The following is a 14,496-nucleotide window of genomic DNA, read 5'->3' as shown; positions in this document are numbered from 1 at the left end:
GCCCATGGAACGTATACCGATCCTGCAGATGGGCGAGTTTCTGCTGGTCACCATCCAGGTGGACATGCACGACCAGTTGGCACTGACGCTGCAAGAAGACCTTACCGAGCGGATCAGCCGTATCTCGGCGCGGGGTGTATTGATCGACATCTCGGCGCTGGACATGGTCGACTCTTTCATCGGGCGCATGATTGCCAGCATCTCCGGGCTCTCGCGCATTCTGGATGCCGAAACCATGGTGGTGGGCATGCAGCCGGCGGTTGCCATCACGCTGGTGGAACTGGGGCTGACCCTACCGGGCGTCAGCACGGCGTTGAACGTGGAGCGCGGCATGCAGGTGCTGCGTCAACGTCTGGAGCGCACATGAACGTGCGCGACAGCGGCAGCCTGCCGGTGCGTATCGAACAGGATGTGGTGCTCGCACGCCAGCTGGCGCGCAAGCTGGCCGGGGAGTGCGGCATGCGCCTTGTCGACCTGACCAAGCTGGTGACTGCTGTCAGCGAACTGGCGCGCAACACCGTGGTGTATGGCGGCGGTGGCGACATGGACTGGCAGATTCTGGACAACTATGGGCGTACCGGCCTGCGTTTGCTGTTCCGCGATGAAGGCCCGGGGATCCCCGACATCAACCTGGCGTTGACCGATGGCTGGACATCCGGGGGCGGCCTGGGCCTTGGCCTGACCGGCGCCAGGCGTCTGGTCGACGAGTTCGAGCTGGACACAGCCCCTGGCCAGGGCACGCGCGTGACGATCACTCGATGGGCTTGAGCATCGCTGCCACTATGACGCGGGTGGTGCCATTGGCCGACCCGAGTGATGTCGGCCATGCCCGTCGCATAGCGCAGAAACTGGGCGAGGACCACGGCTTCGATGAACAGGACGCCGGGCGTGTTGCACTGGTAACCACCGAGCTGTGCAGCAACGTGCTCAAACATGCAGGCCACGGCGAGCTGCACCTGCGGGTATTGCCGCGTGAAGGTGGCCGCTACGGTATTGAAGTGCTCACCGTGGACCGCGCCCAGGGCTTCGACGCCCAGGCGTGCCTGGCCGACGGCTACTCGTCTGCAGGCACCCAAGGCATCGGCATGGGCGCTGTTGCGCGCCTGGCTCAAGTGTTCGATGTGCATGCCGATACACGCGGTGCGGTGGTGCTTGCCCGTCTGTATGGCAAGCACGACGCGGCTGCCGACCAACGCTGGGGGGCAACCCAGCATGCGCTGCATGACGACCCGGCCTGTGGCGACACCTGGTACCTGGCCGCCGATGGCCAGCAGGTCAGCGCGCTGGTGATCGACGGCCTGGGCCACGGCCGTGAAGCCGAGGCAGCGGCCCTGACCGGCGCTACGGTGTTTGCCAGCGCGCCTTTTGCCGAGCCGTTGCAACAGCTGCAGGCCCTGCACCAGGCCATGTCCGGGACACGGGGTGGCGCCGTGGCGGTGGCTCAATACAACGGCGCCTCCAACCGCCTTGCGTTCACGGGTATCGGCAATATCGGTGCATGCCTGGTAGCCGGTACGCAGCAACGCGGCCTGGCGTCGCTGCCCGGGATCGTGGGCGGGCAATTCAGAAAAACCCAAGTATTCGACTACGCTGATCTGAACGGAAATGTGTTGATCATGTACAGCGACGGCCTGCAGTCCCGTTGGAACCTTCAGAATTACCCTGGCCTGGTGCATCGCCACCCGGCGGTGATCGCGGCTGTGCTGCACCGCGACTTCTGCCGTGGCCGGGATGATGTGACCGTGCTGGTGATCGACCTGGAGGCTGTGCATGTCTGACCCAACCCTGGTCGCCCGGCTGCAGGCCGAAAACGACGCGCTGCGTAGCGAGCTGGATGAAACCAACCAGGGCGTGCTGGCGCTGTATGCCGAGCTGGACGTTCAGGCCGAGCAGCTGCGCCAGGCCTCTGACCTGAAAAGCCGCTTCCTGGCCTACATGAGCCATGAGTTCCGCACGCCGCTGGGGTCCATTCTGAGCATTACCGGCTTGCTGACCGACGAGCTGGATGGGCCGCTGTCGGCAGAGCAGCACCGCCAGGTGGCCTTCATCAGCAACGCCACGCGCGAGTTGTCCGACATGGTTGACGACCTGCTGGACCTGGCCAAGATCGAAGCAGGCCGCATCAGCATCTCGCCTGCGTGGTTCGACATGTTCGACCTGTTCTCCGCCCTGCGTGGCATGTTCCGGCCCATTGTCGATGGGTCGGCGGTGGACCTGATATTCGAAGAACCGGTGGGCTTGCCGCAGCTGTATACCGACGACAAGAAACTTGCCCAGATTTTGCGCAACTTCATTTCCAACGCATTGAAATTTACCTCCAATGGCGAGGTACGGGTTTCAGCGAGCCTGCACGGCGAAGGCAGTGTATGCTTTTCCGTGACCGATACCGGCATTGGTATCGCGCCGGAGTTGCTGGACACGCTGTTCGAAGACTTCGCCCAGCTTGATTCGCCGCTGCAGAAACGCCTGCGCGGCACCGGCTTGGGCCTGTCGTTGTGCAAACGCTTTGCCATGCTGCTGGGCGGTCAGGTGAGTGTGCACAGTGAGCCGGGCAAAGGCTCGTGCTTCTCTGTGGTTATCCCGCTGGCCCTGGCCCAGGAGAACCTGGATGAATGCTGATGTGCGCCTGCTGATCGTCGATGACAACGTTGCCACCCGCTACGCACTGCGCAGGCGCCTGGCGGTGCACGGCTATGAGGTACTCGAGGCGGGCACTGGTGCACAAGGGCTGGCGTTGATTGGCGAAGGCCACATCGATGCGCTGATTCTGGATGTGAACCTGCCGGACATGAGCGGCTTCGACATTGTCCGGCTGCTGCGCCAGGACGTGCGCACCGCCTTGTTGCCTGTGATTCATGTGTCTGCGGCGTCCATTCAGAGCGGCGACATCATTACCGGGCTGAATGCGGGTGCCGATGCCTACCTCACCCACCCGGTAGACCCGGACGTGCTGCTGGCCACCTTGCGTACCCTGCTGCGGGTACGCGATGCCGAACGTGCCCTGCGCCAGAGCGAGGCACGCTTTCGCGAGATATTCACCGGCGTGTCGGCGCCTATCGCGGTAATGGACGCCGACCTGAAAGTGCACGAGTGCAACCAGGCGTTCATTCACCTCACCCAGGACAACCACGACCCGGTGCAACTGCGCGAGTGCTTTGCCGACGGGCAGGAGGCGGCCCTGGCCAGCCTGCGCGAACACTTGCTGGCCGGCGAACGCTGGAAAGGCACCTTGAGCATGCAGCTGCATGGCCATGTACGCGAAACCGAATGGCAGCTGTCGCCCTACCAGGCGCCGGGGCTGTGCCTGGTGTTCGTCGAGGACATCACCGAACACCGCCACCGTGAGCGTTCGCACCTGGCCCAGCTGGACGATGCCACCAGCCAGCTCGCACGTGAGGTGGCAGTGCGCGAGCGTACCGAGGCGCAATTGCTGCAGCTGCAAAAGATGGACGCCTTGGGCAGCCTTACCGGGGGTATCGCCCATGATTTCAACAACTTGCTGACCGGCATCATCACCAGCCTTGAACTGATCTGCAAACGCGTGGCCGAGAACCGGCCTGAAAAGGTCACCCGCTACGCCGAGGCAGCGCTGAGTTCCGCCACCAGTGCTGCGTCGCTCACCCATCGCCTGCTGGCTTTCGCCCGCCAGCAGCCGCTCGACACCCGGCCAATAGACGTCAACCGCCACGTACGTTCGCTGGAAGAGTTGATTACCCGCACGGTCGGCGAGCGCATCACCCTCACGCTCAACCTTTCCAACCAGCCTGCAATTGCCCTGGTTGACCCGGTGCAGCTGGAAAGCGCGGTGCTCAATCTGGTCATCAACGCCCGTGACGCGCTGCCCAAGGGCGGGCACATTTGGGTCAACACCTGTGCCCGCTGGTCCCAAGGCAACCCCAACCTGGTGGACGGCCCCTATGTGGCGGTTAGCGTGCGGGACAACGGCACCGGTATCGACGCCGAACTGCTGGAAAAGGTCTTCGACCCGTTCTTCACCACCAAGCCGCTGGGCCAGGGCACCGGCCTGGGGCTGTCGACCATTTACGGCTTCGCCAGGCAATCCGGTGGCCACGTGGTGCTGAGCAGCGTGGTGGGGCAGGGCACCGAGGTCACCTTGATGTTGCCCGCCAGTGCACAGGCGGCCGTGCATGTGCAGCGTGAGGCTGCCCAGGACCAGCCGGGCAGTGGTGAGCATGTGCTGATTGTCGAAGACATGACGGCCGTGCGCCTGTCGGTGGCCGAGGCGCTGGGGGATGCGGGCTACCGTTGCACGCTGGCCGCCAGCATCGAGGAGGCCTTGGCCCATTTGCAGTCCGATGCCCACCTGGACCTGATGCTGACGGATGTCGGCCTGCCCACCCTGAGCGGGCGTGAGCTGGCAGACCTTGCCCGAGGCTACCGGCCCGAGTTGCCCGTGCTGTTCATGACCGGTTACGCCGACGCCGCGCTGGACCGTCAGGCGTTTCTGGGCGATGGCATGGACATGTTGCTCAAGCCCTTCAAGATGAGCGAGTTGCTGGGCAAGGTGCGGCAGGCGGTTAGCAAGGCCTGACAGCAGGCGGTTTATTTTTTTTGAAAATAAATGAGGTGTTTTCTCATTCTCGTTCGGCAGGTAGGGAAGGCCGGAATACAGGCCAGCCCGCCGACCCCGTAACGGAGCGAGAAAATGAGTTCTACCCTGGTTTCACCGCGCCATCCCTTGAACCGCGCCCTGAAGGCTGCCCTGCTGGGCATGGTGGTCAGCAGCTACGCATTACCATCGTGGGCTCAACCCGCTGCGGCTGACCAGAACAGCCCCCTCAAACAATGGAGCATCCCTGCCGGCCCACTGGCCCCCGCCTTGGACCGTTTCGCCCGCGAGGCCGGCGTGAGCGTTTCGTTCGATGCCCAGGCCCTTGCCGACCGCAACACCCAGGGCGTGCAGGGTGCGCTGGGTACAGCGGCAGCGTTGTCTTCGCTGTTGCAGGGCACCGACCTGCAGCCGGAGCAGCAGGGCCCCACTGCTTATCGAATCATCCCGCAGGCCCGGCCTGCCGGCCCACTGGAGATCGGCGCGACCGAGGATTATCGCCTGGCGCCTGTCATCATCAACGCCAAGGTCAAAGCCAGCGCCGATGACGATACCAACTCGGTGGTGGCCAAGGAGCTGTGGGTGGGTGGCAAGGTTGCGACCAGCATCCTCAACACGCCGGCGTCCGTTTCGGTGGTGACCCGCAAGGAGATGGAGCAGCGCAGCGTCAGCACCACGGAAGAAGCGCTGCTGTACACACCGGGTGTCATCAGCGATTTCTACGGCTCCGACGACCGCAACGACTACTTCCAGATCCGCGGCTTCCAGGCCACCACGTATCGCGATGGCCTGACGCTGAGCTCCATGCGCGGTGTGCGTGAAGACCCTTATGCCTACGAGCGCATCGAGATCTTGCGTGGTGCGAACTCCACCTTGTTCGGCCCGGCAGACCCCGGGGGCTCGGTGAACTTCGTCACCAAGCAGCCCCGTTTCGAGCAGTTTGGCCAGGGTTATGTCACCTACGGTTCCTATGACCATGCCGAAACCGGCATCGATGTGGGTGATGTGCTCAATGAAGGCGGCACCGTCGCCGGCCGCTTCACGGCCAAGCTGCAGAACAGTGACCGCGAATATGACCATTCGCAGGACGACAGCCGCTTCGTCATGGGCGGGCTAACCTGGGCGCCCACGGACTTCACGTCGGCCACCGTGGTGCTGGATTACCTGAAAACCAACAGCTCCCCCAACAGCGGTGGTTACCCGCTGGACAAGCAATACGACCGCAGCAAGTTCTTCGGCGAACCAAGCTACAACTTCCATGACGTCGAGCGCACCAGCCTCAGCGGCAACATCACCCATGACTTCGACAACGGCTTCACCTTGCGCGGCAACCTGCGCTACAGCGAGCTGAGTGACGATTTCGGTTATGCCTATCTCAGCGACAGCGCGTCGCGGGTGGGCACCACCATCCCACGCTATGTATTCGGCACCGACAGCGACGCCGACCAGCTCAACGGCAACCTGATGCTGCAGTACGATGCGCAGTTCGAGCACATCGACAGCAGCAGCCTGGTAGGGGTGGAGTATCTCGATTCTTCCACGAAGCAAAGTTCGATCTACAGCCTGGCCACCCCCATCGATATCGCCAACCCGGTATTCACTGGCGTGCCTCGCAACATCGCCCCTTACAGCCGCAAGAAGCAGGACGTGACCACCAAGGCCGTGTTCATGCAGCAGAACCTGTCGTTCTACGACCGTTTGATCGCCACAGCGGGTGTGCGCAACGATGCCATGGACGTGTCCAGCACCGAGTACGTGGGCGGTGCCGTCAAGCAAAGTGACAACTTGTCGGAAACCTCGTATCGCGCCGCGCTGACGTATATCGTCAACGACGAGGTGTCCACCTATGTCAGCATGGTGGAGTCGGTCTCACCGCCCCAGGTTGGCGTGACCCCGCAAACCGGCAAGCAGTACGAAGTGGGCGTGAAGTATTCGCCGATTGGCATGGACGCGATGTTCTCCGCTGCGGTATACGACCTGACTCAGGAAAACGTCACCATCGCCGTGGTGCTGCCCAGCGGCATCATCGAGCAGCAAACCGTTGGCGAGTCCCACGCACGTGGCCTGGACCTTGAAGCCAAGGCCCAGGTGACGGCCGATATCAGCGTGATTGGCGCCTATTCGTACATGGACACCGACGTGAAGCGCGGCTCGCTGTACGACGGCACATCGCTGAAGGGCAACGCTTTCGCCACGGCGCCGAAGCATTCGGCCTCGCTCTGGACCTACTACGACATCCCGGACACCGACGTGAGTGTCGGGCTGGGTGCGCGATACGTGGGGGCTTACTACATGGACGCGGCCAATACCAAGAAGACCGATGGCACCACGTTGTTCGATGCGGCGCTGAAGTACCGCATCGCCAAGGGCACTGACCTGGCATTGAACGTGAGCAACCTGTTCGATGAGCAGCATGTCGTAGGGTCGGGGACGGCGGACTATTACAACCCGGGGCGAGAGGTTACCGCGCGGGTGAGTTATAGCTGGTAAGCCCTGCGCACGCCGGCGATGCCGGTGAGTGAGCGGAGGTTGCCTGGGGCAGCTATCGGGACCAAGGCTTTCAAGCGCCGCAACTGCCCGTTAGCATCAGGCAACCTCCATACTCAGCAGAGCCCACCATGAAAACAACAAGAACACTGCTTAGCGTCGCCATTGCCTGTGCCTGGCTCTCCTTCCCGTCCGTCTACGCCGCCAACACGGCAGACACCCCGTGCAAGACCACTGCCGAATGCGCCGAGCAGGCGCGCAAGATCGGGGCTTTTGTAGAAAAGGCACCCGCGCAGGGGCGCAAGGGCGAAAGCCAGTTCGATTACCTCAACCGCATCAACAAGGCCTCGTTGGTGATGCTCAAAGAGTCTGGCATCGTCACCGCCGAGCAAGCCGCCTCCATAGCCGGTGGCGTGCGTTATGCCATCGAGCAAGGCGAGCAGCCCGATGGCAAGCGCCCAAGCGACGTCCTGCAACTGGAGCAGATCCTCACCGACAAGGTGGGCCCTGAGGCTTCGCTGATTCATTCCGGCCGCAGCCGCCAGGACATGTATGCCACCTACCGCCTGGCCTCACTGCGCACGCACATGCTCGCCTACGGCGATGCCCTGAACGCCACGCGCCAGCGTTTGCTCAAGCTCGCCGCCGAGCACATCGATACCCTGGTGCCGGCTTATACCAACGGCGTGCAAGCCATGCCGATCAGCTATGCCCACTACCTGCTGGCCTACGAGGCATCGTTTGAACGCGATGCGCAGCGCCTGCATGAGTTGTACGCACGGCTGAACCTGAGCCCCTTGGGCACTGCGGTGCTAGCCAACTCCGGTTACCCGATCAACCGTGAGCGGCTGGCAGCGCTGCTGGGCTTTGACGGTGTGCGGGAGAACTCGCTGGACGCCAGCCAGGTGTCCACCTATGACATTCCGTTGGAAGCCTCTGGTCTGGTGTCATCCTCGGCGATTCGTATCGGCGCGTTCATTGGCGATATCCACACCCAGTATCACCAGACCCGGCCGTGGATCTTGCTGGATGAGGCCTCGACCTACACCAGCAGTGCCATGCCGCAAAAGCGCAACCCTGGCCTCCTGATGCGCACCCGGGAGGCGGCGTCCGATGTGGTCGGGCTGGCCAATGCCACCACCGTGCGCGCGCACAACGTCACCACCGGCATGACCGATTACAAGGCCGCGTTTGACGACCTGGGGCTGTTCACCTCCAGCGGCGAAATGTTCAAGCGCCTGGACCAGGTGCTGGATGCGCTGAAAATCAATGCAGCCCGGGCTGAAGAGGAGCTGGATGCTGACTGGACCACCTCGATGGAGTTGGCCGACACCCTGGAGCGCAAGCACCATGTGCCGTTCCGCATCGGCCACAGCTTTGCTTCGCTGATCGTCGAGAAGGCCCGTGCTGAAGGCACGCTGCCCAAGAACTTTGCCTACGCGGACGCGCAGGCGCTGTATACCCAGGCGGCGGACAAACACCAGTGGAAGGACAACACATTGCCCCTGAGCGAAGCGGATTTCCGCGCCAGCCTGTCGCCCCGCGCGATGGTGCAAAGCCGTAAAGGCACCGGCGGCCCGCAGCCGGAGGAAGTGCGGCGTATGCTGGCTGAGGCCAGGCAGCGCTTGCAGGATGACCAGGGGTGGATGCAGCAGCGGCGGCAGAAGCTGGCGGATGCCGGGCAGGTGCTTGATAAGGCGTTTGAGGGGTTGATGGGTAGGAGCGACCGATAGCATCGTCGGCGTTTGGTCATAGATCCCGGGGGCGCTCCGCACCCCATCGCGAGCTGCGCTAGCTCCTACCGTGGCAGCCCTGCAACCGCCCCCGTAGGAGCGACCGCAGGTCGCGATGGGCTGCAACGCAGCCCCAACTACGGTGGCAGCCCTGCAACCGCCCCCGTAGGAGCGACCGCAGGTCGCGATGGGCTGCAACGCAGCCCCAACGCCATCAGCGTTCGATCACGGATTACCGGGAGCGCGCTGCATCATGCATGATGGCCTCTTCCAGGGAGTGGGGGAACTGAGGTGGATCAGGTACGATTTTCAGCATGATGTGGTCCTCGATGGAGCGACCAGCACTCGCTGTCAAACAAGTGGTGGCAGCTGTGTGTAGGTTGACAGACCGGTGAAGACCAAACCGGCGCACACGAGGTGCCCCACACACAGCTGCCATAGGCAAAACCGCATGTTTGGTCGTCATCGGCCTGTCAAAGCCGGTCGTTGATATGCAACGACCCACCGAGACTAAAACCCCGAAAAACCGACCGCAACGGAAAACAGGCCCACGGAGTATCTTTGGGAAACGGCCTACACGAAAGGGCCAAAGTCTGATTTTTCTGCTTCGGCAAGCCCAATTGCCAGGCATAAAAAAGACGCCCGGGGCTGAAGCCAGGCAGCGCTTGCAGGATGACCAGGCGTGGATGCAGCAGCGGCGGCAGAAGCTGGCGGATGCTGGGCGGGTGCTTGAGAAGGCGTTTGAGGGGTTGATGGGTAGGAGCGACCGATAGCACCGTCGGCGTTTGGTCATAGATCGCCGGGGGCGCTCCGCACCCCATCGCGAGCTGCGCTAGCTCCTACCGTGGCAGCCCTGCAACCGCACCCGTAGGAGCGACCGCAGGTCGCGATGGGCTGCAACGCAGCCCCAACGCTATCAGCGTTCGATCACGGATTACCGGGAGCGCGCTGCATCATGCCCAATTCAGCATCGTCCAGCAGCGCCTTGCCCAGCGCGCAGAGATAATGCGCTGCCCAGATCAGCTTGGGTTTGTCTTCCATCAGCCCGTCGATGGTCAGGTCACGGGCGTAGCCCATCAGTTCGGAGGCCTGTTCACGGGCGCTCTGGCAGGGGATGCCAGGCTCTATGCGGAACAGGGCGTGGGTGTGGTTCTCACCTTGGTAGAAGATGGTTTTACCCACTGTGCGCAAGCTGTCATCGTTGGCCAATGAGCGGTGATGTGGCGGATCGGGGACTATTTTCATCAAGATTGCTTCCGTTTGCACGGCCGTCACCGGCTGCTGTCAAACAGAGGGTGGCAGCTGTACGTGGGTTGACAGACCGGCGGAAACAACAAGTTCCGGCGCACGCAAGCGTGCCCGCACGTACAGCTGCCATAAGGGCGGCTGTTTTGTTGATTACCGTCGCGACCTGTCAAAGTCGTATCGTTGAGATGCAACGACCCACAGAGACTAAAACCCCGAAAAAACGACCGCAACGGAAAACAGGCCCACGGAGTATCTTTGGGAAACGGCCTACACGAAAGGGCCAAAATCTGATTTTTCTGCTTCGGCAAGCCCAATCGCCAGGCACAAAAAAAGACGCCCGAGGGCGTCTTCTTTTTTTGGATTTTGGTGGAGCCGGGGGGATTTGAACCCCCGTCCGCCAGTACTCCGCTGTCGGTACTACATGCTTAGCCGTGTCTATTGAGTTAATCCGCAGCCGCCCGACGGGCAGGGTGCTTTGGACGAGTTGGGTAAGTTTTAGTCGCTTTGCCCCCAACGTGCTACACGACGATCCTGTTCTGTATGACAATCACTTCGGGTTTACAGGCATCCCCTGGTGATTGCTGGAGCCGAAGCTACCAGGAGAGCGGGCTCAGCTGCTTACGCAGCGAGAGCGTAGCCCTCGTAGTTTTCGTCATTGGCAACTATAGAAAGTTGCAACAGTGGATTTACGAGTTCTGTTACCAACTCGGCATGCACCTAGAGTTTCGCTACCGGCGTCGAATCCTAATCGGCCCCACACTAGCTCTAGCTAACGTACCTTACGGCACGTGGAATCGAGTATACGGCATTGCGCGGGCGCCGTCGACCACCAGACCGGTCACCCGCACGCTGCATCAGGCGCCGCCGCTGCTCGAGCCGCTGCCTTTGTCGGTTTTGTTCAGGCGTTCAACCACTTTACTGGTGATCTCGATGCATTTCTTGGTATCACCGGAGGCCTGGGCTTGCTTGGCTTCGTCGACACGCTCGGTGACGGCCTTGTCCAGGCCTTCAGAGGTGGCGCCGGCGGTTGCCATGCTGTCATTGATCTTTTGCAGGTTGATGGCGCACAGGTCTTCTGCGAAGACTGGCGAGGCCAGCAGGGTAGCGGCCGCGAACAGGGCCGAAAGCGCGGTACCTTTCATGGGAGTCTCCTCTGTGGCCTCTGGTAGGTGGGCCTGTAAAGGTGGACTGTGGCCATTCGCCAACAGTTCAATCCTGTTGGCGGTGTGCTTGAGTGGCCAAAGGAAGCGACCGTCCTACCTGCGCTCTACTTACCTACCAGCCATTCAAGCCACCGGGCAGGCCGAGGCACGTTCGCCGTCGACGACGACGTTGTAGGGTGCCTGCTCGCGATCGCGCAGGCCGTAGTCCCGGATCACCGAGGTGACGCGCACGCGGTAGTCGTCGAAGATCTTGTCGCGGCCGGCGCGTTGGGCCGACAGGTGGGCGGTGACGTTGCGCCATTGCACCACGGCTTCTTCATCGCGCCAGGTGGTTACCGACATCACCTTCTTGGGGTTCAGTGTGCTCTGGAAGCACTCCACCGAAATAAAGCCCTCCATCGGCTGCAGCAACGGGGTGAGCTTGTTGACCAGGTCTACGTAGGTTTCACCCTGGCCTGGCAATGCCTGCAATTCGAACAGTACGACGATCATCTTCAGTTCCTCATCCTTGACGGTTTTTTGTAATGGGTTTCAGCGAGTAGGCAGGTTGCTCAGCCACGCCTGCATCACGCGGCCTGCAGCAAGGCTCAGGCGGCCTTCCAGGCCCTTGGCGGCCGCGCGCAGCGCAACCGGGTCGATGCCGGCCTGGCCCAGCTCACTGGCGTGCCCCACCAGCCACTGGTCGATGCGGGTGGTATCGGCCTCCAGGTGGAACTGCAGGCCCAGAATGGTATTGCCCACGGCAAACGCCTGGTGTGCGCCAACCGGGGTGCTGGCCAGCAACTGCGCGCCTTCCGGCACGTCGAACTGGTCGCCATGCCAGTGCAGCACGGGGGTGCCCTGCAGGGCGGCGAGGGGAGAATCCTGGCCGGCTGCGGTCAGGGTCAACGGCGAAAAACCGATTTCCTTGACGCCCATGGGGTACACCTTGGCGTGCATGGCGCGGGCGATCAACTGCGCACCCAGGCAGATGCCGAGCATGGGCTTGCCGCACTCGATGCGCTGGCGTACCAGCTTCAGTTCGTCATGCAGGAAGGGGTACAGCTGTTCGTCGTAGGCCCCGATAGGGCCGCCGAGCACGATCAGCAGGTCGGCCTTCACCAGCTGCTCGCCGTCGAGGGTATCGACGGTTGGGTCCAGGTAGGTGAGGGCGTAGCCTGCGTCGGCCAGCACCGTATCCAGGGTGCCAACATCTTCGAAATGGATGTGGCGCAGTGCAATTGCAGTTTTCATGGGAAATCCTGTGGTTGAAGGAGCTGCGGTGGCAATTTAGGCCGAGGCGTTAAGGTCGACTTTGAGGGTGCCAGACGTGGGGAAGGTGCAGCAGGCCAGCGCCCAGCCTTCATCCTTGTCTTTGTCGGTCAGGCAGAAATCGGGCTCCAGGGTGTATTCCCCTTCCGACACCTTCAGCCGGCAATGGCCGCAGATGCCCGCCCGGCAGACACTGCGCACCTCGATGCCGCTGGTCTCCAGCATCTCCAGCAGGCTTTTGCCGGCCGGCGGCTCCAGCACCTGGCCGTTGTGCTTCAGGTGAAGGCGCAGGGTATCGCTGGCCTCGCTACCCGGTGTAGCCGCCACGGGTGCTGCCGGTGCGCTGAACGATTCGATCAGCAGCCGGCTGGCAGGCAGCTCGGCTTGCAGGTGCTCACGCATGCCCTGGGCAAAGCCATGGCTGCCACAGATCACCACGCTGTCTGGGTTACCCAGCCGCTTCAGGTCGTTGGCTTGTGGGCGGCCTGCGCTGAAGTGGCCTTTGCCAGTGATGGCTTCGCGGGTGACGAACACCTGCAGGGCGAACCATGGCTGGGTCAGCTCCAGTGCCAGCAGTTCGGGCAAAAAAGGCAGCTCGGCGGTGGATGGCACGCACAGCAGCAGGCTGACCTGCGGTACGGGTAGACCTTCTTGTGCCCGTTGCGCAAACCCGCGCAGCAGGGCAAGCGGCAGGGTGATACCGATACCGCCGGCAAGCATGCCGACCTGCCGGCACCCGACCAGGGATGCCACGGTGATGTCCCCCTCCACGCACTGCAACGACGTGCTTGACCCAGCCTGCAGCGCCGCGTGCAGATGGTCTGAAACCCCACCATGCCCTTCGCGCCTTACCGCAATTTCGAACCGGTCGTCCGCCGACTTGCGGGTAATCGAGTACAGGCGCTGCTGGGGCGTGCCAGCCATGTCTGCAGCTTGCAGGGCCACGTGCCTGCCCGGCTCCAGGCGTGCAAGGAAGTCGCGGGGGGCGTCGAGTACGCGCAGGCTGAACACCTTTACCTGGGCCGTTTCGCTGTGCACCTGCTCGCACAGCGCCTTGAAGGTCGGGTTCATGCGCTGGCCCTTTCGTTCAACTGCTCCACTGCCAGCTCTGCACTGCCCAGGCCATTGCCGGCCAGGCCGATGCGATCGACCAGCGCCTGCAGCGAATCGGTGTACACACTGATTTCGTTGTTGTCGCCCACGTCATGCAGAATCTCGTTGGCATGCGGGAAATCGAGCATGGAGAACACCTTGGACCAGGCGCCCATTTCGTTGTTGGCGAACATTTGCACCGTGCGCAGGATGACCGAGCGCAAGTACTGGCGTTCAGTACGGCTCAGGCCGTGGACGATGTCGGACGCGACAAAACTGAACACGCTCGAATGGCTCCACTCGTCCATGGCGTGGGTGCGGGTGACTTCGTGGCAGACCGCCTGGATGCTGGCGTCTTCTGCCATGGTCTTGAGGTAATCGGTAATCAGCGTTTCGCTGGCACAGGCGATGCCGAAGCGGGTCAGGCGGCGCTCCCACTCGGACGTGCAATTGGCCAGCAGGGCTTCGCGCCAAGTCACCAGATTGAAGGCGCTGAAGTCCAGCGGCGCCAGTTTGCGCATGTCATAAATATAATTGCAGGCCATGATGGACATGCGCGTGTGCAATGCTTCGTCGAGCATGGCCTGGGACATGACATCTTGCAGCAAGGTGCGGTTATTACTGTGTGGCGGGGTTTTTATAATGTCTTCGCAGGCGGGCACCACTACATTGCATTCGATATAAATGGTTTTGAGGTTGTAGATGCCCCACGCATAGGACAGGCATTTGGATTTCAATGCTTCAGGCGCTTCATGCCACGCCTGGTGCTGCCGGAATGGCAGCAACGACAGGCTGAAGTCGTTCTTTGTGGGGTCGAATGCCAGGCCCCAGTAGTCCGGCTGCGGCTGGTTCACAGCTGCGCGGGTTTTCCAGAGCGTGGCCAGTTTGGACAACATATTGCCCACGGCGTCGTCGGTGGTGTAACTCTTAACTTCCATGTTTAAGCTCCAGG

Annotated in this window: 13 protein-coding genes and 1 other RNA gene; 7 read left to right on the top strand and 7 right to left on the bottom strand. The window is 62.1% G+C overall.

What is annotated here, in order from left to right; translation table 11 throughout:
• Positions 1 to 4: 4 nt before the first annotated feature.
• The 7 genes from IAE33_RS11830 to IAE33_RS11800 all read left to right on the top strand — a co-directional run bounded on the left by IAE33_RS11830 (position 5) and on the right by IAE33_RS11800 (position 8,790).
• Entirely contained in the window at positions 5 to 367 is a 363-nt protein-coding gene (locus tag IAE33_RS11830; protein ID WP_028632663.1) for an STAS domain-containing protein, read from the top strand.
• Positions 364 to 768, top strand: a complete 405-nt coding sequence (locus tag IAE33_RS11825) for an anti-sigma regulatory factor (RefSeq protein WP_028632662.1) — start codon at positions 364 to 366, stop codon at positions 766 to 768. Before IAE33_RS11830 ends, IAE33_RS11825 begins: the two co-directional genes overlap by 4 nt.
• Positions 759 to 1,778, top strand: coding sequence for an ATP-binding protein (locus tag IAE33_RS11820; protein WP_201163638.1), 1,020 nt, complete (start codon positions 759 to 761; stop codon positions 1,776 to 1,778). The genes IAE33_RS11825 and IAE33_RS11820 overlap by 10 nt, the downstream gene beginning before the upstream one ends.
• Positions 1,771 to 2,619 carry a sensor histidine kinase gene (locus IAE33_RS11815; protein WP_201163637.1) on the top strand — a complete coding sequence of 283 codons (849 nt, stop codon included), beginning with the start codon at positions 1,771 to 1,773 and terminating at the stop codon, positions 2,617 to 2,619. Before IAE33_RS11820 ends, IAE33_RS11815 begins: the two co-directional genes overlap by 8 nt.
• A complete protein-coding gene (locus tag IAE33_RS11810) occupies positions 2,609 to 4,552 on the top strand; it encodes a response regulator (RefSeq protein WP_201163636.1) in 1,944 nt (647 codons plus the stop codon). The genes IAE33_RS11815 and IAE33_RS11810 overlap by 11 nt, the downstream gene beginning before the upstream one ends.
• A gap of 114 nt (positions 4,553 to 4,666) precedes the next feature.
• Entirely contained in the window at positions 4,667 to 7,060 is a 2,394-nt protein-coding gene (locus IAE33_RS11805; RefSeq protein WP_201163635.1) for a TonB-dependent siderophore receptor, read from the top strand.
• 128 nt (positions 7,061 to 7,188) lie between these two features.
• Entirely contained in the window at positions 7,189 to 8,790 is a 1,602-nt protein-coding gene (locus tag IAE33_RS11800) for an argininosuccinate lyase (protein ID WP_201163634.1), read from the top strand.
• Positions 8,791 to 9,717: 927 nt separating this feature from the next.
• On the opposite strand, the gene IAE33_RS11795 is transcribed toward IAE33_RS11800, so the two are convergent.
• The 7 genes from IAE33_RS11795 to IAE33_RS11765 form a co-directional block, all read right to left on the bottom strand.
• On the bottom strand, positions 9,718 to 10,035 hold the full coding sequence (locus IAE33_RS11795; protein WP_442967369.1) for a DUF3077 domain-containing protein: 318 nt from the start codon (positions 10,033 to 10,035) through the stop codon (positions 9,718 to 9,720).
• A 367-nt stretch (positions 10,036 to 10,402) separates the two neighbouring features.
• Positions 10,403 to 10,794, bottom strand: a transfer-messenger RNA (tmRNA) gene (gene ssrA, locus IAE33_RS11790).
• A gap of 98 nt (positions 10,795 to 10,892) precedes the next feature.
• Positions 10,893 to 11,180 (bottom strand): hypothetical protein, encoded by a 288-nt coding sequence (locus tag IAE33_RS11785; RefSeq protein ID WP_201163633.1) that lies wholly within the window; start codon positions 11,178 to 11,180, stop codon positions 10,893 to 10,895.
• A gap of 144 nt (positions 11,181 to 11,324) precedes the next feature.
• On the bottom strand, positions 11,325 to 11,693 hold the full coding sequence (locus tag IAE33_RS11780; protein ID WP_201163632.1) for an antibiotic biosynthesis monooxygenase family protein: 369 nt from the start codon (positions 11,691 to 11,693) through the stop codon (positions 11,325 to 11,327).
• A gap of 39 nt (positions 11,694 to 11,732) precedes the next feature.
• Positions 11,733 to 12,434, bottom strand: a complete 702-nt coding sequence (locus IAE33_RS11775; RefSeq protein ID WP_201163631.1) for a glutamine amidotransferase — start codon at positions 12,432 to 12,434, stop codon at positions 11,733 to 11,735.
• A 36-nt stretch (positions 12,435 to 12,470) separates the two neighbouring features.
• On the bottom strand, positions 12,471 to 13,523 hold the full coding sequence (locus IAE33_RS11770; protein WP_201163630.1) for an iron-sulfur cluster-binding domain-containing protein: 1,053 nt from the start codon (positions 13,521 to 13,523) through the stop codon (positions 12,471 to 12,473).
• Positions 13,520 to 14,482, bottom strand: a complete 963-nt coding sequence (locus IAE33_RS11765) for an AurF N-oxygenase family protein (protein WP_201163629.1) — start codon at positions 14,480 to 14,482, stop codon at positions 13,520 to 13,522. The genes IAE33_RS11770 and IAE33_RS11765 overlap by 4 nt, the downstream gene beginning before the upstream one ends.
• Between the last annotated feature and the right edge of the window lie 14 nt (positions 14,483 to 14,496).

This window comes from Pseudomonas sp. S60, assembly GCF_016647865.1.
Taxonomy (GTDB): Bacteria; Pseudomonadota; Gammaproteobacteria; order Pseudomonadales; family Pseudomonadaceae; genus Aquipseudomonas; species Aquipseudomonas parafulva.
The sequence above is the reverse complement of the archived record's forward strand: the minus strand, read 5'-3'. Positions and strand labels throughout refer to the sequence as shown.

Bases quoted from the DNA above. Each gene is read 5' to 3' on its own strand.
- IAE33_RS11830 (WP_028632663.1), top strand. From the start codon at position 5: ATGGAACGTATACCGATCCTGCAGATGGGCGAGTTTCTGCTGGTCACC.
- IAE33_RS11825 (WP_028632662.1), top strand. From the start codon at position 364: ATGAACGTGCGCGACAGCGGCAGCCTGCCGGTGCGTATCGAACAGGAT.
- IAE33_RS11820 (WP_201163638.1), top strand. From the start codon at position 759: ATGGGCTTGAGCATCGCTGCCACTATGACGCGGGTGGTGCCATTGGCC.
- IAE33_RS11815 (WP_201163637.1), top strand. From the start codon at position 1,771: ATGTCTGACCCAACCCTGGTCGCCCGGCTGCAGGCCGAAAACGACGCG.
- IAE33_RS11810 (WP_201163636.1), top strand. From the start codon at position 2,609: ATGAATGCTGATGTGCGCCTGCTGATCGTCGATGACAACGTTGCCACC.
- IAE33_RS11805 (WP_201163635.1), top strand. From the start codon at position 4,667: ATGAGTTCTACCCTGGTTTCACCGCGCCATCCCTTGAACCGCGCCCTG.
- IAE33_RS11800 (WP_201163634.1), top strand. From the start codon at position 7,189: ATGAAAACAACAAGAACACTGCTTAGCGTCGCCATTGCCTGTGCCTGG.
- IAE33_RS11795 (WP_442967369.1), bottom strand. From the start codon at position 10,035: ATGAAAATAGTCCCCGATCCGCCACATCACCGCTCATTGGCCAACGAT.
- IAE33_RS11785 (WP_201163633.1), bottom strand. From the start codon at position 11,180: ATGAAAGGTACCGCGCTTTCGGCCCTGTTCGCGGCCGCTACCCTGCTG.
- IAE33_RS11780 (WP_201163632.1), bottom strand. From the start codon at position 11,693: ATGATCGTCGTACTGTTCGAATTGCAGGCATTGCCAGGCCAGGGTGAA.
- IAE33_RS11775 (WP_201163631.1), bottom strand. From the start codon at position 12,434: ATGAAAACTGCAATTGCACTGCGCCACATCCATTTCGAAGATGTTGGC.
- IAE33_RS11770 (WP_201163630.1), bottom strand. From the start codon at position 13,523: ATGAACCCGACCTTCAAGGCGCTGTGCGAGCAGGTGCACAGCGAAACG.
- IAE33_RS11765 (WP_201163629.1), bottom strand. From the start codon at position 14,482: ATGGAAGTTAAGAGTTACACCACCGACGACGCCGTGGGCAATATGTTG.